This is a genomic window from Halorientalis sp., assembly GCF_028275115.1.
GTDB lineage: Archaea > Halobacteriota > Halobacteria > Halobacteriales > Haloarculaceae > Halorientalis.
In genome coordinates, this window is sequence record NZ_JAQCNH010000004.1 from 1 (window position 1) to 16,877 (window position 16,877).

Below are 16,877 nucleotides of genomic sequence, written 5' to 3' on the forward strand. Positions count from 1 at the left end.
TAGCCCGCGCCGCCGTACTCGATGGGTATCTGTGCCCCCATCAGCCCCATTTCGGCGGCCTTGTCCATAACCGCCTGCGGATATTTCTCCTCTCGGTCGTACTTGTTTGCAACCGGTTTGATCTCGTTTTCACCGAACCGCTGGATTTCATTCCGGATCTGGTCGATCTCGCTGGGAAGCTCGAAGTCCATACATTACACCATATGCATACTTCATTAAGACTCCTTTGCAACTATTTACCACTGAAAATATATTGTTCTAATCGTTCGATTGGGTCGAAAAAACGGGCAGGTGTCTGCGGACCAACTCCACGACCGGCGTTCGGGACCCGATTAGAAGCCTTTGCCGAGGAGTTCGCGAGCGATGATGTTCTTCTGGATTTCGGTGGTGCCCTCGTAGATCTGGGTGATCTTGGCGTCGCGGTAGAATCGCTCGACCGGGAAGTCGTCGACGTAGCCGGCTCCGCCGTGGACTTGGACGGCCTCGTTGGCCACGTCGACGGCGATGCGCGAGGCGTACTCCTTGGCCATCGACGCCAGTTTCGTGATATCTTCACCCTGGTCGACCTGCCAGGCGCCCTTGTACGTCAGGTTACGAGCGGCCTCGATCTTGGTGTACATGTCCGCGAGTTTGTGCTGGATGGCCTGGAACTCGGCGATAGGCTGGCCGAACTGCTCGCGTTCCTGGGCGTACTCCAGAGCCGCGTCGGCGGCACCCTTCGCGATGCCGACGCCCTGTGCGGCGACACCGACGCGGGTCGCGTCGAAAAACTGCATCTGCTGGAGAAAGCCCATGCCGCGGTTCCCGAGCAGGTTCTCCTCCGGAACCCGCACGTCGTCGAGGATCAACTCGGCCGTGTCGCTGGCGCGGATGCCGAGCTTGCCGGTGATCTTGTCGGCCTCGAAGCCGTCACGGTCCGACTCGACGATGATCTGAGAGAAGCCGTTGTACCGGCCGTCAGCGTCCGGGTTCGTGTCACAGAGGACGACGAAGAAGTCCCCAACAGTCCCGTTCGAGATCCACATCTTGTTGCCGTTGATGACCCACTCGTCACCGTCTTTCTCCGCGCGAGTGGAGACCGACGAGACGTCCGAGCCGGTGTCGGGCTCCGAGATGGCTGCCCCGGAGATTTTCTCGCCGGCCGCGACGGGTTCGAGGAACTGCTCTTTCTGGTCTTCCGTCCCGAACTCCTGAACTGCCTCCGTCCCGAACGACGACGCTAAGATGCAGAAGGCGATCCCCGGGTCGATGGCGAACATCTCCTCGGCGATGATCGAGGTTTCGAGTACCGAGTAGCCGGCACCACCGTACTCGATGGGGATGGACGCGCCGATCAGACCCATCTCGGCAGCCTGGTCGACGACGTCGTACGGATACTTTTCCTCGCGGTCGTACTCGTTTGCGACCGGCTCGATCTCGTTTTCCCCGAACCGGCGCACTTCCTTCCTGATCTGGTCGATCTCGCCTGGCAGTTCAAAATCCATACTCCCCCGTGTGAGCCAAGATAACATAATTGTTTGTGATCAGTCAACAACTTGTGGATCGTTGTTAGCGAGCCGGCACTGCGAGCTACTATCGTCGAGCCAAGGAAGAATAAACGATAGACGGACTGTGGTACGTTTCTTCGGCCAAAGAAAAACACTGAAAGGGGCTGGCAAAGAGTGTTTCAATGACTCATGCAACTCGAAGATATCGAAACCATCGCCGTGCTTGGCGCCGGCAACATGGGCCACGGCATCGCCGAGGTTGCCGCGCTCGCGGGGTACGACGTGCGGCTACGCGACATCAAAGAAGAGTTCGTCCAGAGTGGTTACGAGGATATCGAGTGGAGCCTCCAGAAACTCGCCGAGAAGGACACGATCAGCGAGGACGAGGCCGACGCGGCCATCGACTCCGTCACGCCGCTGGTCGACATGGAGGAGGCCGTCGGTAACGCGGACGTGATCATCGAGGCTGTCCCCGAGAAGATGGAGATCAAGGAGGACGTCTACGAGGAAGTCGAGGCGTACGCTCCCGACCGCGCAATTTTCGCGACCAACACGTCGTCGCTGTCGATCACCGACCTCTCGGAAGTCTCGGAACGCGAAGCGCAGTTCTGCGGGATGCACTTTTTCAACCCGCCGATCCGGATGCAGTTGGTCGAGGTCATCAACGGCGAACACACCGACGAGGAGACCATCGAGGCCGTCGAGGGTCTCGCCGAGGACTTCGGCAAGACGCCAGTCCGCGTCCGGAAGGACTCGCCGGGCTTCATCGTCAACCGTATTCTCGTGCCCCTGATGAACGAGGCCTGCTGGATGCTCAGCGAGGACGTGGCCACCGTCGAGGAGATCGACTCCACGACAAAGTACCACATGGGCCTGCCGATGGGGAGCTTCGAGCTGGCCGACATGACCGGCATCGACATCTCCTACCACGTGCTGGACTACATGAACGACGTGCTCGGTGACGAGTACGAACCGGCCCCGATCATGGAGGAAAAAGTCGAGAACGAGGAACTCGGTCAGAAGACCGGCAGGGGCTTTTACAACTACGAGGACGGCGACGGCGCTGACGTGCCGACCGACGAGTACAGCGAGGAGGTCGAGGCACGCCTGAACGCGGCGCTGGCAAAGGAGATCGCCAACCTCGTCGGCGGCGACGTCGCCCCGCCCGAGGACATCGACGAAGCCGTCATGATGGGTGCAGGCTTCCCCGAGGGCCCGACCAAGTCCATCGACGAGTTCGGCGTCGAGAACTGTCTGCACAAACTCGAGGACCTGTACGAGGAGACCGGTGCGGCCCGCTACGAGCCGCCGGAGTACCTCGAGGAGGCCGCCGAACAGGGCGGCTTCAACGACGGTGCCGGTGACGACGAGGACGGCGGTCCCGACTTCGAGGTCATCGCCATCGAGCGCATCGACGTCGACGTGCCGGAGGGCCACGACGAAAAGCAGGTCGGGCATATCAAGATCGACCGGCCACACCGGATGAACACGATCAGCCTCGACGTGCTGGACGAACTCGACCGGGCACGCGAAATTTTCGAGGACGAAGAGCAGATTCGTGCCCTCCTCGTCACGGGCGAAGGCGACAAGGCGTTCTCGGCCGGGGCCGACGTGCAATCGATGGCCACCAGTGCCGACCCGCTCTCAGCACAGAAACTCTCCGCGGACGGGCAGGCTACCTTCGGCCGTCTGGAGGCGTGCCCGCTTCCGGTCGTCGCCGGTATCGACGGGTTCTGTCTCGGCGGCGGAATGGAGCTCTCGATGTGTACCGATATCCGCATCGCCTCCGAACGCTCCGAGTTCGGCCAGCCCGAACTCGACCTCGGTCTCCTGCCGGGTTGGGGCGGCACGCAGCGCCTCGCCAACGTCATCGGCGAAGGCCCCGCCAAGGAGATCATCATGACCGCCGAGCGCTACGACGCCGAGGAGATGGCCGACTTCGGCTTCCTGCGCGACGTGGTTTCGAAAGACGACCTGTTCGACGAGGCGCTCGCTCTCGCGGAACAACTCGCACAGGGGCCGCCGGTCGCCCAGAAGATGACCAAACGCGCCATGCTGAAAGGCCGCAACGACACCGAAGCCGGACTGGAAGTCGAGTCCCAAGCCTTCGGTCACCTCATCGGCACTGACGACGTCATGGAAGGCATGACCGCGTTCATGGGCGACTCTGAGCCCGATTTCGAGGGCCAGTAACGCACGTCCGATTGAATCCCCGACGTTCTTTAACGACCGGCGCCGACCACACCCCTATCACAGAGACTGGCGCCGCGATGCGCTCCCCGTACCGAGTAAGTCCACGTCAGTACCTACGGACACCCTCTGTGACTGACCCCCACTCCGTCTCCAAAAAGCAGGGTTTATTACTGAACCTTTCCTGAGGTATGAGTACGCACCGTTGGTGTAGTCCGGCCAATCATCTTGGCCTTTCGGCAAAATTGTGGCACCGGTGCCCGATTTTGGAAGATAGCCGAGGACCGGGGTTCAAATCCCTGACGGTGCATTCCTTCGACGGTTTCCCTCGTGAGCAACGGACATCGTTCTCTCCGGTTCACGAGTCCGTCCCGATATCGGATCTCGTAACTAAAAAGCTAACCGGAGAGATTGCTCAGCGGCTCGCTCGCACGCCAGAGGGACTCGCACGCGGCCACGCCCGTTTCATCTATCATGAACGACCCGGGCATATTTAACGACTGACGCGATACCACAATGCATGACCCCACCTGACATCGAAACGATCCGAGAAAACGAGCGCGAGTACACCGACGAGGTGATCGAAGAGAACACGCTCCCCGAGATGTTCGAGGACGCGGCGGAGCGGTACGACGACTTCGACGCACAGATGTACAAGGGCGGGATCTATCAGCGGACGCTCACGCCGGAGATCGTCGACGAACCCGAACCGGGCGAGTACACGTCGCTCAAATACGACGAGATGCGAACCATCGTCAGACGACTGGCGGCGGGCTTTCGCGAACTCGGCGTCGAGAAAGACGACCGTGTCGGAATCATGTCCAATCCCCGGATGGAGTGGGCGCTCACGGACTTCGGACTGCTGGCTTCAGGTGGGACAGTCACCACTGTGTACACAGAGTCTTCGCCGAAGCAAATCAAGTATCTCCTCAACGACCCCGGCGCGACCGGTGTCGTCGTCGAGAACGAGTATCTGCTCGACCGCATTATCAAGGTACAGGACGAACTCAGCCTGGAGTTCGTGGTCGTCATCGACGAACTGGAGAAGTACGACGACGTCGACCAGATTCACACGCTCTCGGAGGTGTACGAACTCGGCGAGGAGCGGTTCGACGAGGATGCCTACTGGACCTGGATCGAGGAACAGAACATGCACGATCTGGCGAGTCTAATCTACACCTCAGGGACGACGGGCAAACCAAAGGGCGTGAAGTTGACCCACCACAACTTCCGGTCGAACGTCAACCAGCTCCGAAAGCGGGTCGGCCCCAGACCCGACAAGGGCGACGACGTGCCGTCACTGGATCCTGGCCGTCGGTCGATCTCTTTTCTCCCACTGGCGCACGTCTTCGAGCGCACGACCGGACACTTCCTGATGTTCGCGTCCGGCGTGACGGTCGGCTACGCCGAGAGCACCGACACCGTCAGCGAGGACATCCAAAAAATCAAGCCGCGTGGCGGGTCGAGCGTCCCTCGTGTGTACGAGCGCATCTTCGACGAGATGCGCGGGCAGGCCAGCGGGTCGGACACGAAAGAGCGAATCTTCGAGTGGGCCGTCGAAGTCGCCCGTACCTACGGCCGGGAGGAAGACCCCGGACTCGGACTGAAAATCAAACGCTCCGTTGCCAACCAACTCGTTTTCAAGCAGGTCAAAGAGGAACTCGGCGGCGAAATCGACTTTTTCGTCAGCGGCGGGGGGAGCCTGAGTAAAGACCTCGCGGATCTGTTCAAAGGGATGGGTATCCCCATCTTCGAGGGGTACGGCCTGACCGAGGCCGCTCCGGTCGTCTCGACGAACCCGCCGGAAATCCTCGAAACCGGAACCCTCGGCCCGCCCCTGCCCGACGTCGATATCAAGATCGACGAGTCACAGGTCGCCGACGATCAGTTCGAGGACGTTGAGGGTGAAGTGGGTGAACTGCTCATCAAAGGCCCCAACATCACGGAGGGCTACTGGGAGATGCCCGAGAAGACCGAGGAGGCGTTCACCTCGGACGGCTGGTTCAAGACCGGCGACATCGTCGAACGCATCGAACACGACTACCTCGTCTACCACGACCGGCTGAAGAACCTGATCGTGCTGGACACGGGGAAAAACGTCGCACCAGAACCCATCGAAGACGAGTTCTCGACCTCCTCGCGCATCGAGCAGATCATGGTCATGGGCAACGACGAGAAGTTCATCAGCGCTCTGGTCGTGCCGAACTTCGACGCTATCAGACGGTGGGCGTCGAACCGCAACATCGACCTCCCGACGAGTAAGGAGGCGGTCTGTGAGGACGAGCGCGTTCGCGAGTGGGTCAACGAGGACGTCCAGCTCGTCAACCGCAATCTGGAAAAACACGAGACTATCAAGCAGTTCGAGCTGGTCCATCTCGAATGGACCCCGGAAAACGACATGCTCACCCCCTCGCTAAAAAAGAAGCGTCGCAACATCAAATCCGAGTTCGAGGAGGAGGTGACGGGAGTTTACGAAGGCGAACCGGCGACGGCGGACGACTAAAGCGGTCGACCGGAGAGAGACCCCGGAACAGCGAGCGGCGGTAACCCCGAGGCGAGGGCCCAATCGTTTTTATTCGGTCCCGAGTTCGCAGCGCGTTCCGCTTTTAGAGACTCCACCCGTTCACACCGAAGTCCCACTCCGGTCGCCATCGCTGCCCGCGGGTCACTCCGTTCCCCGCTCACACTACCGAGAGCTCAGTTCGTCCTCGCTGTTACCGCATCAACGCCGACAGCACACGCGACTCGGCTTTTCTGAGGTGTTCGTCCACGGTCGACGGCGCACAGCCCAGCGCGTTCGAGATATCCTCGTGGGTCGCCTCGCGCGGGATTTCGTAGTATCCTTCCGAAATGGCAGTCTCGAACACCTCGTGCTGTCGCTCGGTGAGAATCGAGAGGATATCCTCCCGGTCGGGGGAGTACTGGCCGGCCTGCTCGACGGCGAAGCGGACGCCGTCCGGTGTCTCACCGAGCGCCTTTCTGAGCATCTCGTGGGTGCCAACGATAGTGGTGCGGAGACCACCTTGGTCTGTGTACTTGAGTGGCGTGTCGATGATGAGAGCGTACTTCTGTGCCAGTGCCATCAGTCCACCCGCGGGCTGGCCCGGCGGAATGTGGAGATAGAGGTGAAATACGTCGTCCTGAACGTCGAGTACGTCCCAGGCGAGAACTTGATTCGACTCGTCGATTACCTCTGTCACCGACTCCGGGTCACCGCAGATCCGGTACAGGAGGACGCCCGTTCCGTCGCCCAGCGAGTTGACGTGCATCAGTGCATCTCGCGTCACGCCAGGCTGGTCAGCGATCAGTTTGTCCGCGGGATGGATTGCCCCATCTTCCGGCGATATTGTGAAATCGAAATACCTCATGTGAGAGTCCCGTTACCGAACGAATGTCATCGGGCATTTCGCACACGGCACATTATGTGTTTCGGCACACGGCTCCAGAGTGCGACGGGACCGCCGACCCGACTCGTCCACAAACTGTCACTCGTACGTTACTATCACCGTTCTGGTGCGCGGCCCATCGCACTCGACGAGTGAACCCACCCCGAGGTCAAGTGGTTCGAGAGACTCCGTCTCTCGTCATCACGGAAGACTCCGTCTTCCGAACGACCTCGGGGCTTCCTGCTTCTACGACGCGCTTTGCAGGAACCGAGAGGGTTCCCGTAGAAAGCGCAGTCTGCACAGGCGTTGACGAATCGCGGAGCGATTCGTTCGCACACCAGAAATCTTCGATTTCTGAGGACGTTGATTCGGAGCGTCCCGCCGCTATCTGTGAGCGACCGCGAGAAAGGATGTGCTTCGCCGCGTTCAGGTCCCTGTCCTCGGTGTGACCGCACGCCGGACATGAGTGTTCTCGAATCCAGAGTGGTTTCGATGTTTCCACACCGCACGCCAAACACTCTTTGGTTGTCCCTGCTGGTTCGACTCGAACGACGTGAGTGTGATGAAGATTGGCTTTGTACTCCAAGAGGTCCAGAAACCGTGACCACGCGGCGTCCTGCTTGTTCTTGACGTTCTGGCCGGTTTCCAGCATTGGCTCTACGTCCAAATCCTCGACGGCCACCAAATCGTACTCTCGGACCAGCCACGTCGTGAGTTTGTGCTGGTAGTCCAGCACTTTCCGCTTGATTTGCCGCTTCGCCGTGGCGACCTTCTGCCGTTGTTTCTCCCAGTTGTTCGAGCCGTGCTGTTTCCGGTCGAGTTTCCGCTGTTCGCGCCCGTAGCGGTCGCACTCGTCGGACAGGTTGAGCATATCCACCGCCGTATCGTCGCTGGTGTGGATATACGAGAGAATCCCGAGGTCTACACCCACGCAGTCGGCACTCGCTCGTCGGTCGTGACGTCGAACTCCGTGTGGGTCCCCATGCGTGGGTGAACGGTCGACGGCCGCTTGAAACCCCGTGTCAGGCGCGCAATCCCTCGAAGAGCCCGCGGTCCTGAGAGCGGACGTGGAACGCGGCCGAGCCGGTCAGAAGCAAGAGATAGATGGCCGCGACCGCAGGGGTGCCGATGGCACCCAGCAGCGGTGTGCCGATACTCGCGGCCAGTACGGTCCCGAACCCGAGAATCCCGAGAACGAGGTAGTACTCCGCCCAGGTAATTCCGTAGCGGGGCACCACCTCCATGTACGTCGTGATTCTGGCCGCGCGGTCGCGCAGGCGCACCTCCTTGGAGTCGGTGTCGTACCCGACGATACCGAGGTCGTCGAGTTTGGGGAGGTGCGTCTGGTGGAGCGAGACGTAGACGCTCCGGCGTTTGTCCCGTGGGGCAGGCGCCTCACCGGTCTCGCGGGTCGCCACCTGCTCCGACAGGTCACGCACGCTCAACGGTCCGTCCTGCTCGCGGAGGCACTTGATGGCCAGCCGCCGCCGGTCGTTCCGAAGGATGTCGTGAACCTCGCCCGCGTCGAGTTCGGCGCGTTGTTCCGTCTCTGCTCCCATGCTCACCTCCTGGCTCCGTCCGCGTCCGACGGGACACGGCTCCAGTTGTCGCTGTCCGGCTGCATTCTCGGTTTGAAAATTGTTCTCCCCACTGTTAATGACTCATAATAACTCATTACGCTACACGGGGCCCAGGTTGATATGTCGGAGCCGACCGGCCCACCTGCCCGGATTACACGTTTGATAACCGGTACTAACGCACGTTCGCCCGGCGTTCGGGCTTCGGAAACGGGTCACGGAGACCTGTGGACGGCTATGCCAGCCACTCGTCGGGTTTGGTGTCGTAGTCTACGTCGGTCGCGGCCAGGTGTTCGACCTCCTCCCAGTCGAGGTCACGGGTCGTGATCTCCTCGCCGTCGTACCGAACGAGCTTGCCCTGCTCTTCGGGCTCGGGCTCGCGGTCTCGACGTTTTGCGACCTCGATGTCGTGTTCGTCAAGTTCCTTGACGATGGTTTTGAGATTCACCGGCCGGCCCCACAGCTCGAACACCCGTTCGAGAGTGTCTCTGGCCTGCCCGAGGTCGAGCATCACGCCGTTGTACTTGTGCGAGAGCAGCAACTCGTTGCGATTGTTGTAGTTGCCGTCCTCGACGACGACGGTCGGTTTCCCGAAGTTAGTGAACCGCAACATGAGCTTCTTTTTCACGTCCTCGTAATCCGTCGAGGTGACACGGTAGTCGCCGGTCGACTGGGTGTACTCGTACGTGAAGTAGTCGTTCTCGTCGACGAACTCCTGAGTGAGGAACTCGTCCAGGAAGGTCACGTCGTTGTGGCTCTCCCGAATCTCGCGCATTCGGTCCCAACCGCGGGCGTAGTCGATATCTTCGAGCGCGTCGGCGACGGATTCGTACCGGGAATCGTCGAACATATACCGGGAGACACGTTCGAGTTCCTCCTGCCCGACCCGGGAGACGAACCCACGGTTCTGTGGTTCGACCAGCGAGTAGTGCCGCTCGGCCAACCCGCCGTAGGTCAGCACCTTCCAGGGATACTTTTCCACGTCGAACTCGCCTGCACGGGCGCGTTCGAGCGCGTCGGCGTCGATTCGCTCGTCCTCTGGGTCGAGCGCGTCGAGAGATTCGGAAACGTTCTGCAGTTCGGAATCGGGCGCAATCAACTCCTGTACCTGCTCGAAGTCGACGCGGTCGTGGAGATTCCGCCAGGTGATGTCCTCGACCCGGAGGAGTCGCTCGACGATTTCCCGCCGGTTCTCGATGTTCTCGACGTACTGCCAGAGTTCCAGCCCGAGTTTGTACGGGTTGAAGCCGGGTGAGCCGAGAACCTGTGCCATGTGGTCGGCGTACTTGACGAACTCGTCGCTGGCGGCGAAGGTCTCCTTGGACATCATCGCCGACTCCCAGTAGGAGGCCCACCCCTCGTTCATTACCTTCGTCATCTTCTGTGGGGCGAAGTAGTAGGCCTCACGGCGCAGAATCTCGAGAATCTCGCGCTGCCAGTCGGTCATCGTGACGGCTTTCTCCGCGTCGCGGTCGTAGGCCATTCCGTGCTGACGGAGGAAGCCGATCACGTCCTTTTCGGGTTCGTCCGGGAACGTGACCTCGCCGTCTTCATCGCGCTGGGCCTCCAGCCAGTCCTCGTCGAACACCTGTCCGACGACTTCCTCGGAGAGATTGAGTTCGTCGAGTTTCTCCTCCAAGTCCTCGATATCCTCCTCGCGGTCCAGCACCTCGTCGCGGCCGTCGATCTCGACCGGCGCGAACGGCCGGTGCTGGTCGATGTTGTCCTCGAGACAGAGGACGTGGTCGATCCACTTCTCGACCGCGGCGCGCTCGATGTCCGGGTCCTGCATGTACTCCTGAATCGTCTCGGAGTGGCGAGCCAGCATCGCAGCGGCGTCGGGGTCGTCTGCGAACATCCCGAACCACTCGTTGTTGGCGAAAAAGTCCGCGTGAGCCTCGACGTGGGTGATGACCGCTTTCTGGTCGGCCATGGAGTTGGACTCCTGTAGGAAGGCGTGGCTGGGGTCGTCGTTGTTGACGATCTCGAAGGCCTTCCCACCGAGGAACTGGCTCTGTTTCTGTTGCTGGTCGTACTGCATTCCCCAGCGCCAGTGTGGATAGCGTTTCTGGAACCCGCCATAGGCGATCAACTCGTTCATCTCGTCGTAGTTGACAATCCAGTAGTTGACCGGGTACGGATGCAGCCCCAGTTTCTGTGCGAGGTTCGAGGCCTCGTCGACCGGTTCTTCCAGGTCTTCGGCGATTCGTTTGGCTTCGTAGCGGTCGGAGTTCATGCTTCTACCTCCTCTGTACTGAGGATCTCGTAGATGGCATCGACCACGTCCTCCGGGCTTGAGACGTACGCCACGGCGACGTTGTCGCTGCCCTCGAAGTGGCGCTCCACCTCCTCGGCGTGCGTCGCGTTAATCGCGTTGCCCGACGGCTGTGTCTCGACGTACGCGTGGAGGTTCGCCGGAATCTCTTGCATCTGTGGGATCACTCGTTCTTCGGTGTCGTTACTGGAGTTCTCGGAGTCGCCGGCCGCGAACACGTAGCGGTTCCAGTCGCTCCAGGGGTACTCCTCTTCGAGAACCGTCGCGGCCAGTTCGTAGGCACTGGAGATGCGGGTACCGCCGCCGCTGCGGATGCCAAAGAACTCGTCGCGGTCGACTTCCCAGGCCTCGGCGTCGTGAGCGATGTAGACGAACTCGGCGTTGTCGTACTTGCCCGTCAGATACCAGTCGAGCGGCGTGAAGGTCCGCTCGACCAGCTCACGCTTTTTCTCTCGCATCGACCCGGACACGTCCCGGATGTTGACGACGACGACGTTTTTCTCCCGCTCTTCGACGATTTCGGGGTAGCGGTAGCGCTCGTCTTCCCGGCGGAACGGAATCTGGTCGACGCCCTCCCGGCGGATGCGGTCGGCGGTGGACTGGCGCTCGACGTTCTCGGCCACCTCGTCCATCGACGTCCACTCGGTTTTCTCCTCGCTCGACAGTTCGTCGTATGCCTCCTCGAGCCAGGCCTTCGAGACGGGGATATTCTCACTGCGAGCCCACTCGAAGACTGAGGCTGGCCCCATACCGTCGATTTTGAGCACTTCCCGGAGATAGTCCCGGTCGAAGTCCATCGCCAGTTTACGCTTCAGACCTTTCTTGAACAGCGCCTCGAAGTCGAGCGTCGAACTTGGTCCGGTCCGGGTGATATCCGTGAAGTCGCCCTCCTTCTCCTCGACGACCTGCTTTCCCTTCGGTTCGAGGTCGAGACCGAGCTCTTCGTCGAGTTCCTGGGCGAACTCTTCAGGGTCCATCTCGTAGTACTCGTGTTCGCCGCCCTCCTCGCCGGGCTCGCCGTCCTCGTCGCCGTCGCCGGGCTGGGGCTGTGGCTGGCCCACAGGCTGGCCTTCTTCAGCGTCCTCACCCTGGCCGACGCCGCCCATGTCGCGCTGGTCGTACGCGAACTCGGGGAGATCGACGATTTTGATCGGAATCTGCACTTCGTCCGGGCGAGACTGCCCGAGGTCGCCGTACTGGATGAACTCCGCGAGGTCCTGTCGGCGCTCTTCGCCGACTTCACGATACCGGTCGAGGTCGTCTTTCAGTCCCATTTGTAACTCACCTGGCTCATAACGTGGCGGCTGGTCAACTCCGCGGAGGCCTCGGTGTAGTCGAACATCTCGGTCATGTTCTGCAGCGTGGCCTCCTTGACTGCGGCCGTCTCGGTACCACTCGGCGGATTGTCCCACTGCCTGGGGTCGAAGTCCTCGTAGGTACGCCGTACGTCCTCCCAGTCGTGGGTGCCCAGAACGGACTTGATGACGGGAATCTCCTTGGGGTTCACGTCGGAAATCTGGAATCCCTCGTTTCGGTTCGCCCACGCGTGGCGATTCAGTGCGGTGATGATCTTGTCCGTCCGGAACTCCTCGACGGCGTCGTCGGGGTCGTTGCCGTCGTAGTTCTCCTCGGAGAATCGACCGAGATGCTCGATCTCGAAGATCTTCATCTTCAGCGGGTCGGGCTCTTCGAGTTCACCCCGGTCGTTCTCGATCTGTTCGCCGGCCTCCCAGGCGTAGACGCACTCGATGTACTCCTCGACGGTCTCCTCGTCGACCCGTTTGTCCCGCATGATCGCCCGGAGCACGTCGTCTTCCTGCTGGCTGAACACGTGGTTTTTCACCGCGACCACCTGGTTTTCGAACTCGACACGCTCGTTGCCCGAGAACACTGGTGCGTTGACCAGCCTCTCGGCCATCGCGTTGAGGATGTCTCGTGGCATGACGACGTGCTCGACCGGCAGGTCAGCGTGATAGCGGTCCTGTTCCTCGTGGAGCAGGTCCGCGATCACGTCCCGCGTGTAGGTGACGGGGATACCGCCCTCGCCGTTCTCGGCGCTATCGTCCCAGTCGAAGTCGTCCATCTCGATACGTTCGTCGCCCTCCTGCAGGTAACCGCGGTCGAACAGCATGGCCTTGTCCACCAGGTCGAGGCCGTTGGGTACGTCCGTATCGTCGAGTCTGGTGACAACGGCGTACAGCCCGGCGGCCTCGATGGCGTGGGGTGCGAGTTCCTTCTCGTTGACTTCGGCGTCGCTGTCCCGAACGTGAATGTGGAGCGGCTCCCGAATCCAGGCCTCGAGTTCGTCCCACGACTGGGCGGTCCAGACCTCGGTTTCGTTCGTGAGTTCGCGCCGCAGTAGCTGTGCCTCTAACGAGAGGTTCGTCAGGTAAGTAAACTCGTGTTTGTCGAGCCTGCGTTTCAGCGCCTTCAGCGGGTCCTGCCCCTCGCGGTCGGCGTGCTGGTTGAGCCGTGCCTCCAGGTCGGGATTGGAGATGATGATCATCTGAGTGTCGATGTCCATCCCGATACCCTTATCCAGTTTCACCTTCCCCTCGTCGGGAACGTTCAGGAGTTTCTGGAGCAGGTCGGCGTGCTGTGCGGCGTCCTCAACGATGGTCAGCAGGCCGTTGCCCTGCGAGAGAACGCCGTCATAAGAGAACGCCTGTGGGTTCTTCCGGCCACGGGAGTCCAGTTCACGGAGCATCCCGGCCATCCACGACCCCACGAGGCGCTCTTTCGGGCTGCCGTCGTCCTCACTGTGGAGGACGCCGATGCCCCGGCCCACGTCGACGACGAAGTTCTTGATCCGGAGGTGCTCGGGAGCGGTGACCGCCGAAAAGAGATCCGCGATCTCCTGGCGACGGTACTGCTCTTCGAGGAAGTCGTAGGCCTCTCGACAGAACGGATCGAGGTCGCCCTCAACCCGGATCTGGACGTGGTCGTCGAGACGGTCGTTCACCTCGGCGATCAGGTCGGTCCTGACCTCCTGGGGGAAGACCGTCAGCGGATGGGACTGGACGGGGCTCTCGTACCAGTCGTCCTCGTCGCTGACCGGCTGGTCGCCGTAGGTCATGCCTGCGGAACCGCCGTCGGCACCGGCGATGTTCCACTCGACGGTGTAGCGCCGCCCGTCGTCGGTCTTGGAGTACTCGCGAAGCCCGTTGATCAGACACCGCTTCAGCTCCGACTTCCCGGTCGCCGTGGGTCCGTCGAGCCAGATGATCTTCTCGTCTTTCCCACGTGACGCCGCGATAGAGCGCAGGTCGTCGACGAACTGGTTGAGCGTGTCCGTATTGCCCAGAATCGCGTGTTCGCCGTTGTTGTGCGGGTCGTCGAAAAAGCGGTAGCGCTCTTTCTCCTCGCCCTCCTCGATAACCGTCCGCGTGCCGGCAGCCTCGATGGCCGACAGCAGGTACTTCGAGGCGTGGGAGGCTAGGTGGGGCCGCTCCAGCACGAGGTCGACGTACTCGTCGAGACTCATCGGCTCCTGATACGTCTCCTCGAGGGCGGTGTCCGCGGCGTCGATGTAGTCGTGCCCGGGCATTACTCTTCCATCTCTGCTTTGGCGACCTCGGCGCCGGCGAACTCCAGCACCTCCTTGGCTCCCTCCCGGGTGTAGCCCTGTTCGATCAGCGCGTCGACCCAGGCGTTTCGTTCGTCGTCGTCCATCTCGTTGCTGGAGACCAGTGCCGAGAAGTTGATGTTGTGCTTTTTGTCTTCCCAGAGCTTGCGCTCCAGGGCCCGACGCAGGCGGTCGTTGTCCTGTGGGTTGAACGTATCACCTTCGCGGGCACGTCGCGAGACCCAGTTCGACACTTCCTGCCGGAAGTCGTCCTTGCGGTCTTCCGGGACGTTGAGCTTCTCCTCGACGCTCCGGAGGAAGGTCTCGTCTGGTTCCTGCTCGCGACCGGTAATCTCGTCTTCGACGGTGTCGTCGTCGATGTAGGCCATGACGTGGTCCATGTACTTCTCGCCTTGGCGCTGAATCTCGTCGATGTCGTAGGCCAACGCGTGGCGCACGTCCTCGATGGCCCGGTCTTTGTACTCCTCGCGAACCAGTTCGAGGTACCGGTAGTACTTCTCGAAGCGGTCTTCCGGGATCGACCCGTGGTTCTCGAGATTCTCCTCGAAGTGATTGAACGTCGTCAGCGGCGAGAGGAAGTCACGGCTCCGGTGCATCGAGTCCATGATGGCCTCGGCGATCTCGTCGCCGATGAAGCGGGGCGAGACGCCTTCCATGCCCTCGCCGATCTCGGCCATATCGGCTGCCTCCTCCCGGAGTTTCTTCACGTCGACGTCCTCGGCCTCGTCGACCTCGCCGTTGTAGGCCTTGGCCTTCTGGACGACGTCCACGGTACCGGAGTCGGGCTCTTCGACCCGGGTGAGCACGCCGAAGAGACCGGCCATCTCTAGGGTGTGTGGTTCGACCTGGATGTCCGGAAGGTCGGCGTTTCGGAGCATCTTCCGGTAGATACTGGCCTCTTCCTCGTACTGGAGGACGTACGGGAAGTCGATCCGTTTCGTCCGGTCGTTGAACGCCTCCATCTTCTCGTCGCCCTTCTTGTCCTTGTACTCGGGCATGTTCGTCCGGCCGACGATCACCTGGTCGATGTCGATCCGGGGGTTGTTCTTTGGCTTGATCGTCTGTTCCTGCGTGGCGTGCAGGAAGTCATAGAGGAACTCCCGCTGGAGCTTCAGCAGCTCCTCGCCGGAGAAAATGCCCCGGTTGGCGTTACAGAACGCGCCGGAGTAGTCGAACGCCCGGGGGTCGGACTCCCCGTAGATTGCGATCTTCGAGTAGTTGACGTCGCCGGTCAACTCGGTCTCGTCCTGATTTTTCTTGTCCTTCGGTTCGAAGGTTTCGATCGCGCGGCGCTGGTTCTCGTCGGCGACGATCCGGACGATCTCGACGTGGTTGTCCAGCACCGACTCGAGGTCGTCGTCGTAGTAGGCCAGCAGTCGGTCCATGTAGAATTCGCTGGCCGGATCGAGCGCCTGCTCGTTTCGGATGGTGTAGGGTGCCTCGAGTTCCGCGTTGAGGTCCTCGATGATCTGTTCGCGCTGTTCCTGTGGGACCAGGACGATTGGGTCCTGGTTCATCGGGGAGCGGACGGTGTCGTCGGCGGGGTCTTGATCCCCGATGATGTCACACAAGTTCGTCCAGCGGAAGGTGTACATCCGCCCCTCGTCGGTGCGGGTGTAGTGCTCGTAGTAGCGCCGGACCTGTCGGTCGAAGTCGGACTTCCCGGAGCCGACCGGGCCCAGTAGGAGCTTGATTCGTTTCTCCGGACCAAGCCCTCGGGCACCGGACTTGACCTTGTTGACGAACTCGTGAATGGCCTCGTGGATGACGCGACCGTAGAACGTGTTCTCGCCGTTGTTGAGAGGGTCCTCAGACGCGAGGTCGTACTCGACGACGCCGGCGTCTTCGTCGTAGTCGGTGCCGTAGTAGTCGAACATGTCGGCAACGCGCTGGTGGGCGTTGCGTGCGATGCGCGGATGGTCGTACAGCTGGTCCAGATACCAGTCGAACGATTGCGTCTCTCTGAGGTCCGCTGGAATCGAATCCTGGTACTCCCGACTCAGCTCTGTAAGGGTTTCTTTCGTATCGGTCATGCTATCACGGACAGGTTGTACGCGGGGCCGCCGCGACGGTCGCGGCTCCCGCTGTTGTCACGGGCGCGAGCCCGTCGGTCTCGGTGGTGTCCACCACACCAGCCCACACTCCGCCGGCAATTTCCCATTCGGCCTGCCTGATGAGCACACCGCGCGCTCGCGCAACGCAGGCAACTGTGTGCTCGCTTCGTCGCGAGCCCGTTCGGTTTGGATACCATGTGTGTTCGTGTCACTCCCACCGTTCAGGACGCCCAGGGTCGGTGGTTCCCGAGAAAATACCGGGGTACCTGAGTGGCGAGAGCAGGGGCGGTAGTGTGGGTCGTGTATGGGTGGACTTGCCTCC

Annotated in this window: 10 protein-coding genes, 1 tRNA gene and 1 pseudogene; 3 read left to right on the plus strand and 9 right to left on the minus strand. The window is 61.2% G+C overall.

The features are described from left to right. Together Q0964_RS00495 and Q0964_RS00500 are read right to left on the minus strand one after the other, a co-directional pair. A partial coding sequence (locus Q0964_RS00495) for an acyl-CoA dehydrogenase family protein (RefSeq protein WP_299262275.1) occupies positions 1-191 on the minus strand: 191 nt, incomplete at its 3' end. Positions 192-332: 141 nt separating this feature from the next. Continuing rightward, positions 333-1,484: an acyl-CoA dehydrogenase family protein gene (locus Q0964_RS00500; RefSeq protein ID WP_299262277.1), complete on the minus strand. Its 1,152-nt coding sequence runs from the start codon at positions 1,482-1,484 to the stop codon at positions 333-335. A 192-nt stretch (positions 1,485-1,676) separates the two neighbouring features. Here Q0964_RS00500 and Q0964_RS00505 point away from each other — a divergent pair, with 192 nt between their 5' ends. The 3 genes from Q0964_RS00505 (at position 1,677) to Q0964_RS00515 (ending at position 6,180) form a co-directional block, all read left to right on the plus strand. Then, entirely contained in the window at positions 1,677-3,680 is a 2,004-nt protein-coding gene (locus Q0964_RS00505) for a 3-hydroxyacyl-CoA dehydrogenase/enoyl-CoA hydratase family protein (protein WP_299262279.1), read from the plus strand. A gap of 196 nt (positions 3,681-3,876) precedes the next feature. Further along, a tRNA-Glu gene (locus Q0964_RS00510) sits at positions 3,877-3,987 on the plus strand. A gap of 210 nt (positions 3,988-4,197) precedes the next feature. Continuing rightward, positions 4,198-6,180: an AMP-dependent synthetase/ligase gene (locus tag Q0964_RS00515; RefSeq protein ID WP_299262281.1), complete on the plus strand. Its 1,983-nt coding sequence runs from the start codon at positions 4,198-4,200 to the stop codon at positions 6,178-6,180. Between the two features lie 211 nt (positions 6,181-6,391). Here Q0964_RS00515 and Q0964_RS00520 read toward each other — a convergent pair whose 3' ends face one another. From Q0964_RS00520 to Q0964_RS00550, 7 genes and pseudogenes are all read right to left on the minus strand, one after another. Beyond that, entirely contained in the window at positions 6,392-6,946 is a 555-nt protein-coding gene (locus tag Q0964_RS00520) for a helix-turn-helix domain-containing protein (RefSeq protein WP_299262283.1), read from the minus strand. 286 nt (positions 6,947-7,232) lie between these two features. Continuing rightward, positions 7,233-8,000, minus strand: a pseudogene (locus tag Q0964_RS00525) (RNA-guided endonuclease InsQ/TnpB family protein); the annotation flags it as partial. Positions 8,001-8,085: 85 nt separating this feature from the next. After that, positions 8,086-8,622 (minus strand): DUF7344 domain-containing protein, encoded by a 537-nt coding sequence (locus tag Q0964_RS00530; RefSeq protein WP_299262285.1) that lies wholly within the window; start codon positions 8,620-8,622, stop codon positions 8,086-8,088. Positions 8,623-8,875: 253 nt separating this feature from the next. Continuing rightward, entirely contained in the window at positions 8,876-10,876 is a 2,001-nt protein-coding gene (locus Q0964_RS00535) for a SpoVR family protein (protein WP_299262287.1), read from the minus strand. After that, positions 10,873-12,189 (minus strand): YeaH/YhbH family protein, encoded by a 1,317-nt coding sequence (locus Q0964_RS00540; RefSeq protein WP_299262289.1) that lies wholly within the window; start codon positions 12,187-12,189, stop codon positions 10,873-10,875. The genes Q0964_RS00535 and Q0964_RS00540 overlap by 4 nt, the downstream gene beginning before the upstream one ends. Beyond that, on the minus strand, positions 12,180-14,462 hold the full coding sequence (locus Q0964_RS00545) for a PrkA family serine protein kinase (RefSeq protein ID WP_299262291.1): 2,283 nt from the start codon (positions 14,460-14,462) through the stop codon (positions 12,180-12,182). The genes Q0964_RS00540 and Q0964_RS00545 overlap by 10 nt, the downstream gene beginning before the upstream one ends. Continuing rightward, on the minus strand, positions 14,462-16,534 hold the full coding sequence (locus tag Q0964_RS00550) for a PrkA family serine protein kinase (RefSeq protein WP_299262293.1): 2,073 nt from the start codon (positions 16,532-16,534) through the stop codon (positions 14,462-14,464). Before Q0964_RS00550 ends, Q0964_RS00545 begins: the two co-directional genes overlap by 1 nt. Positions 16,535-16,877 lie beyond the last annotated feature (343 nt).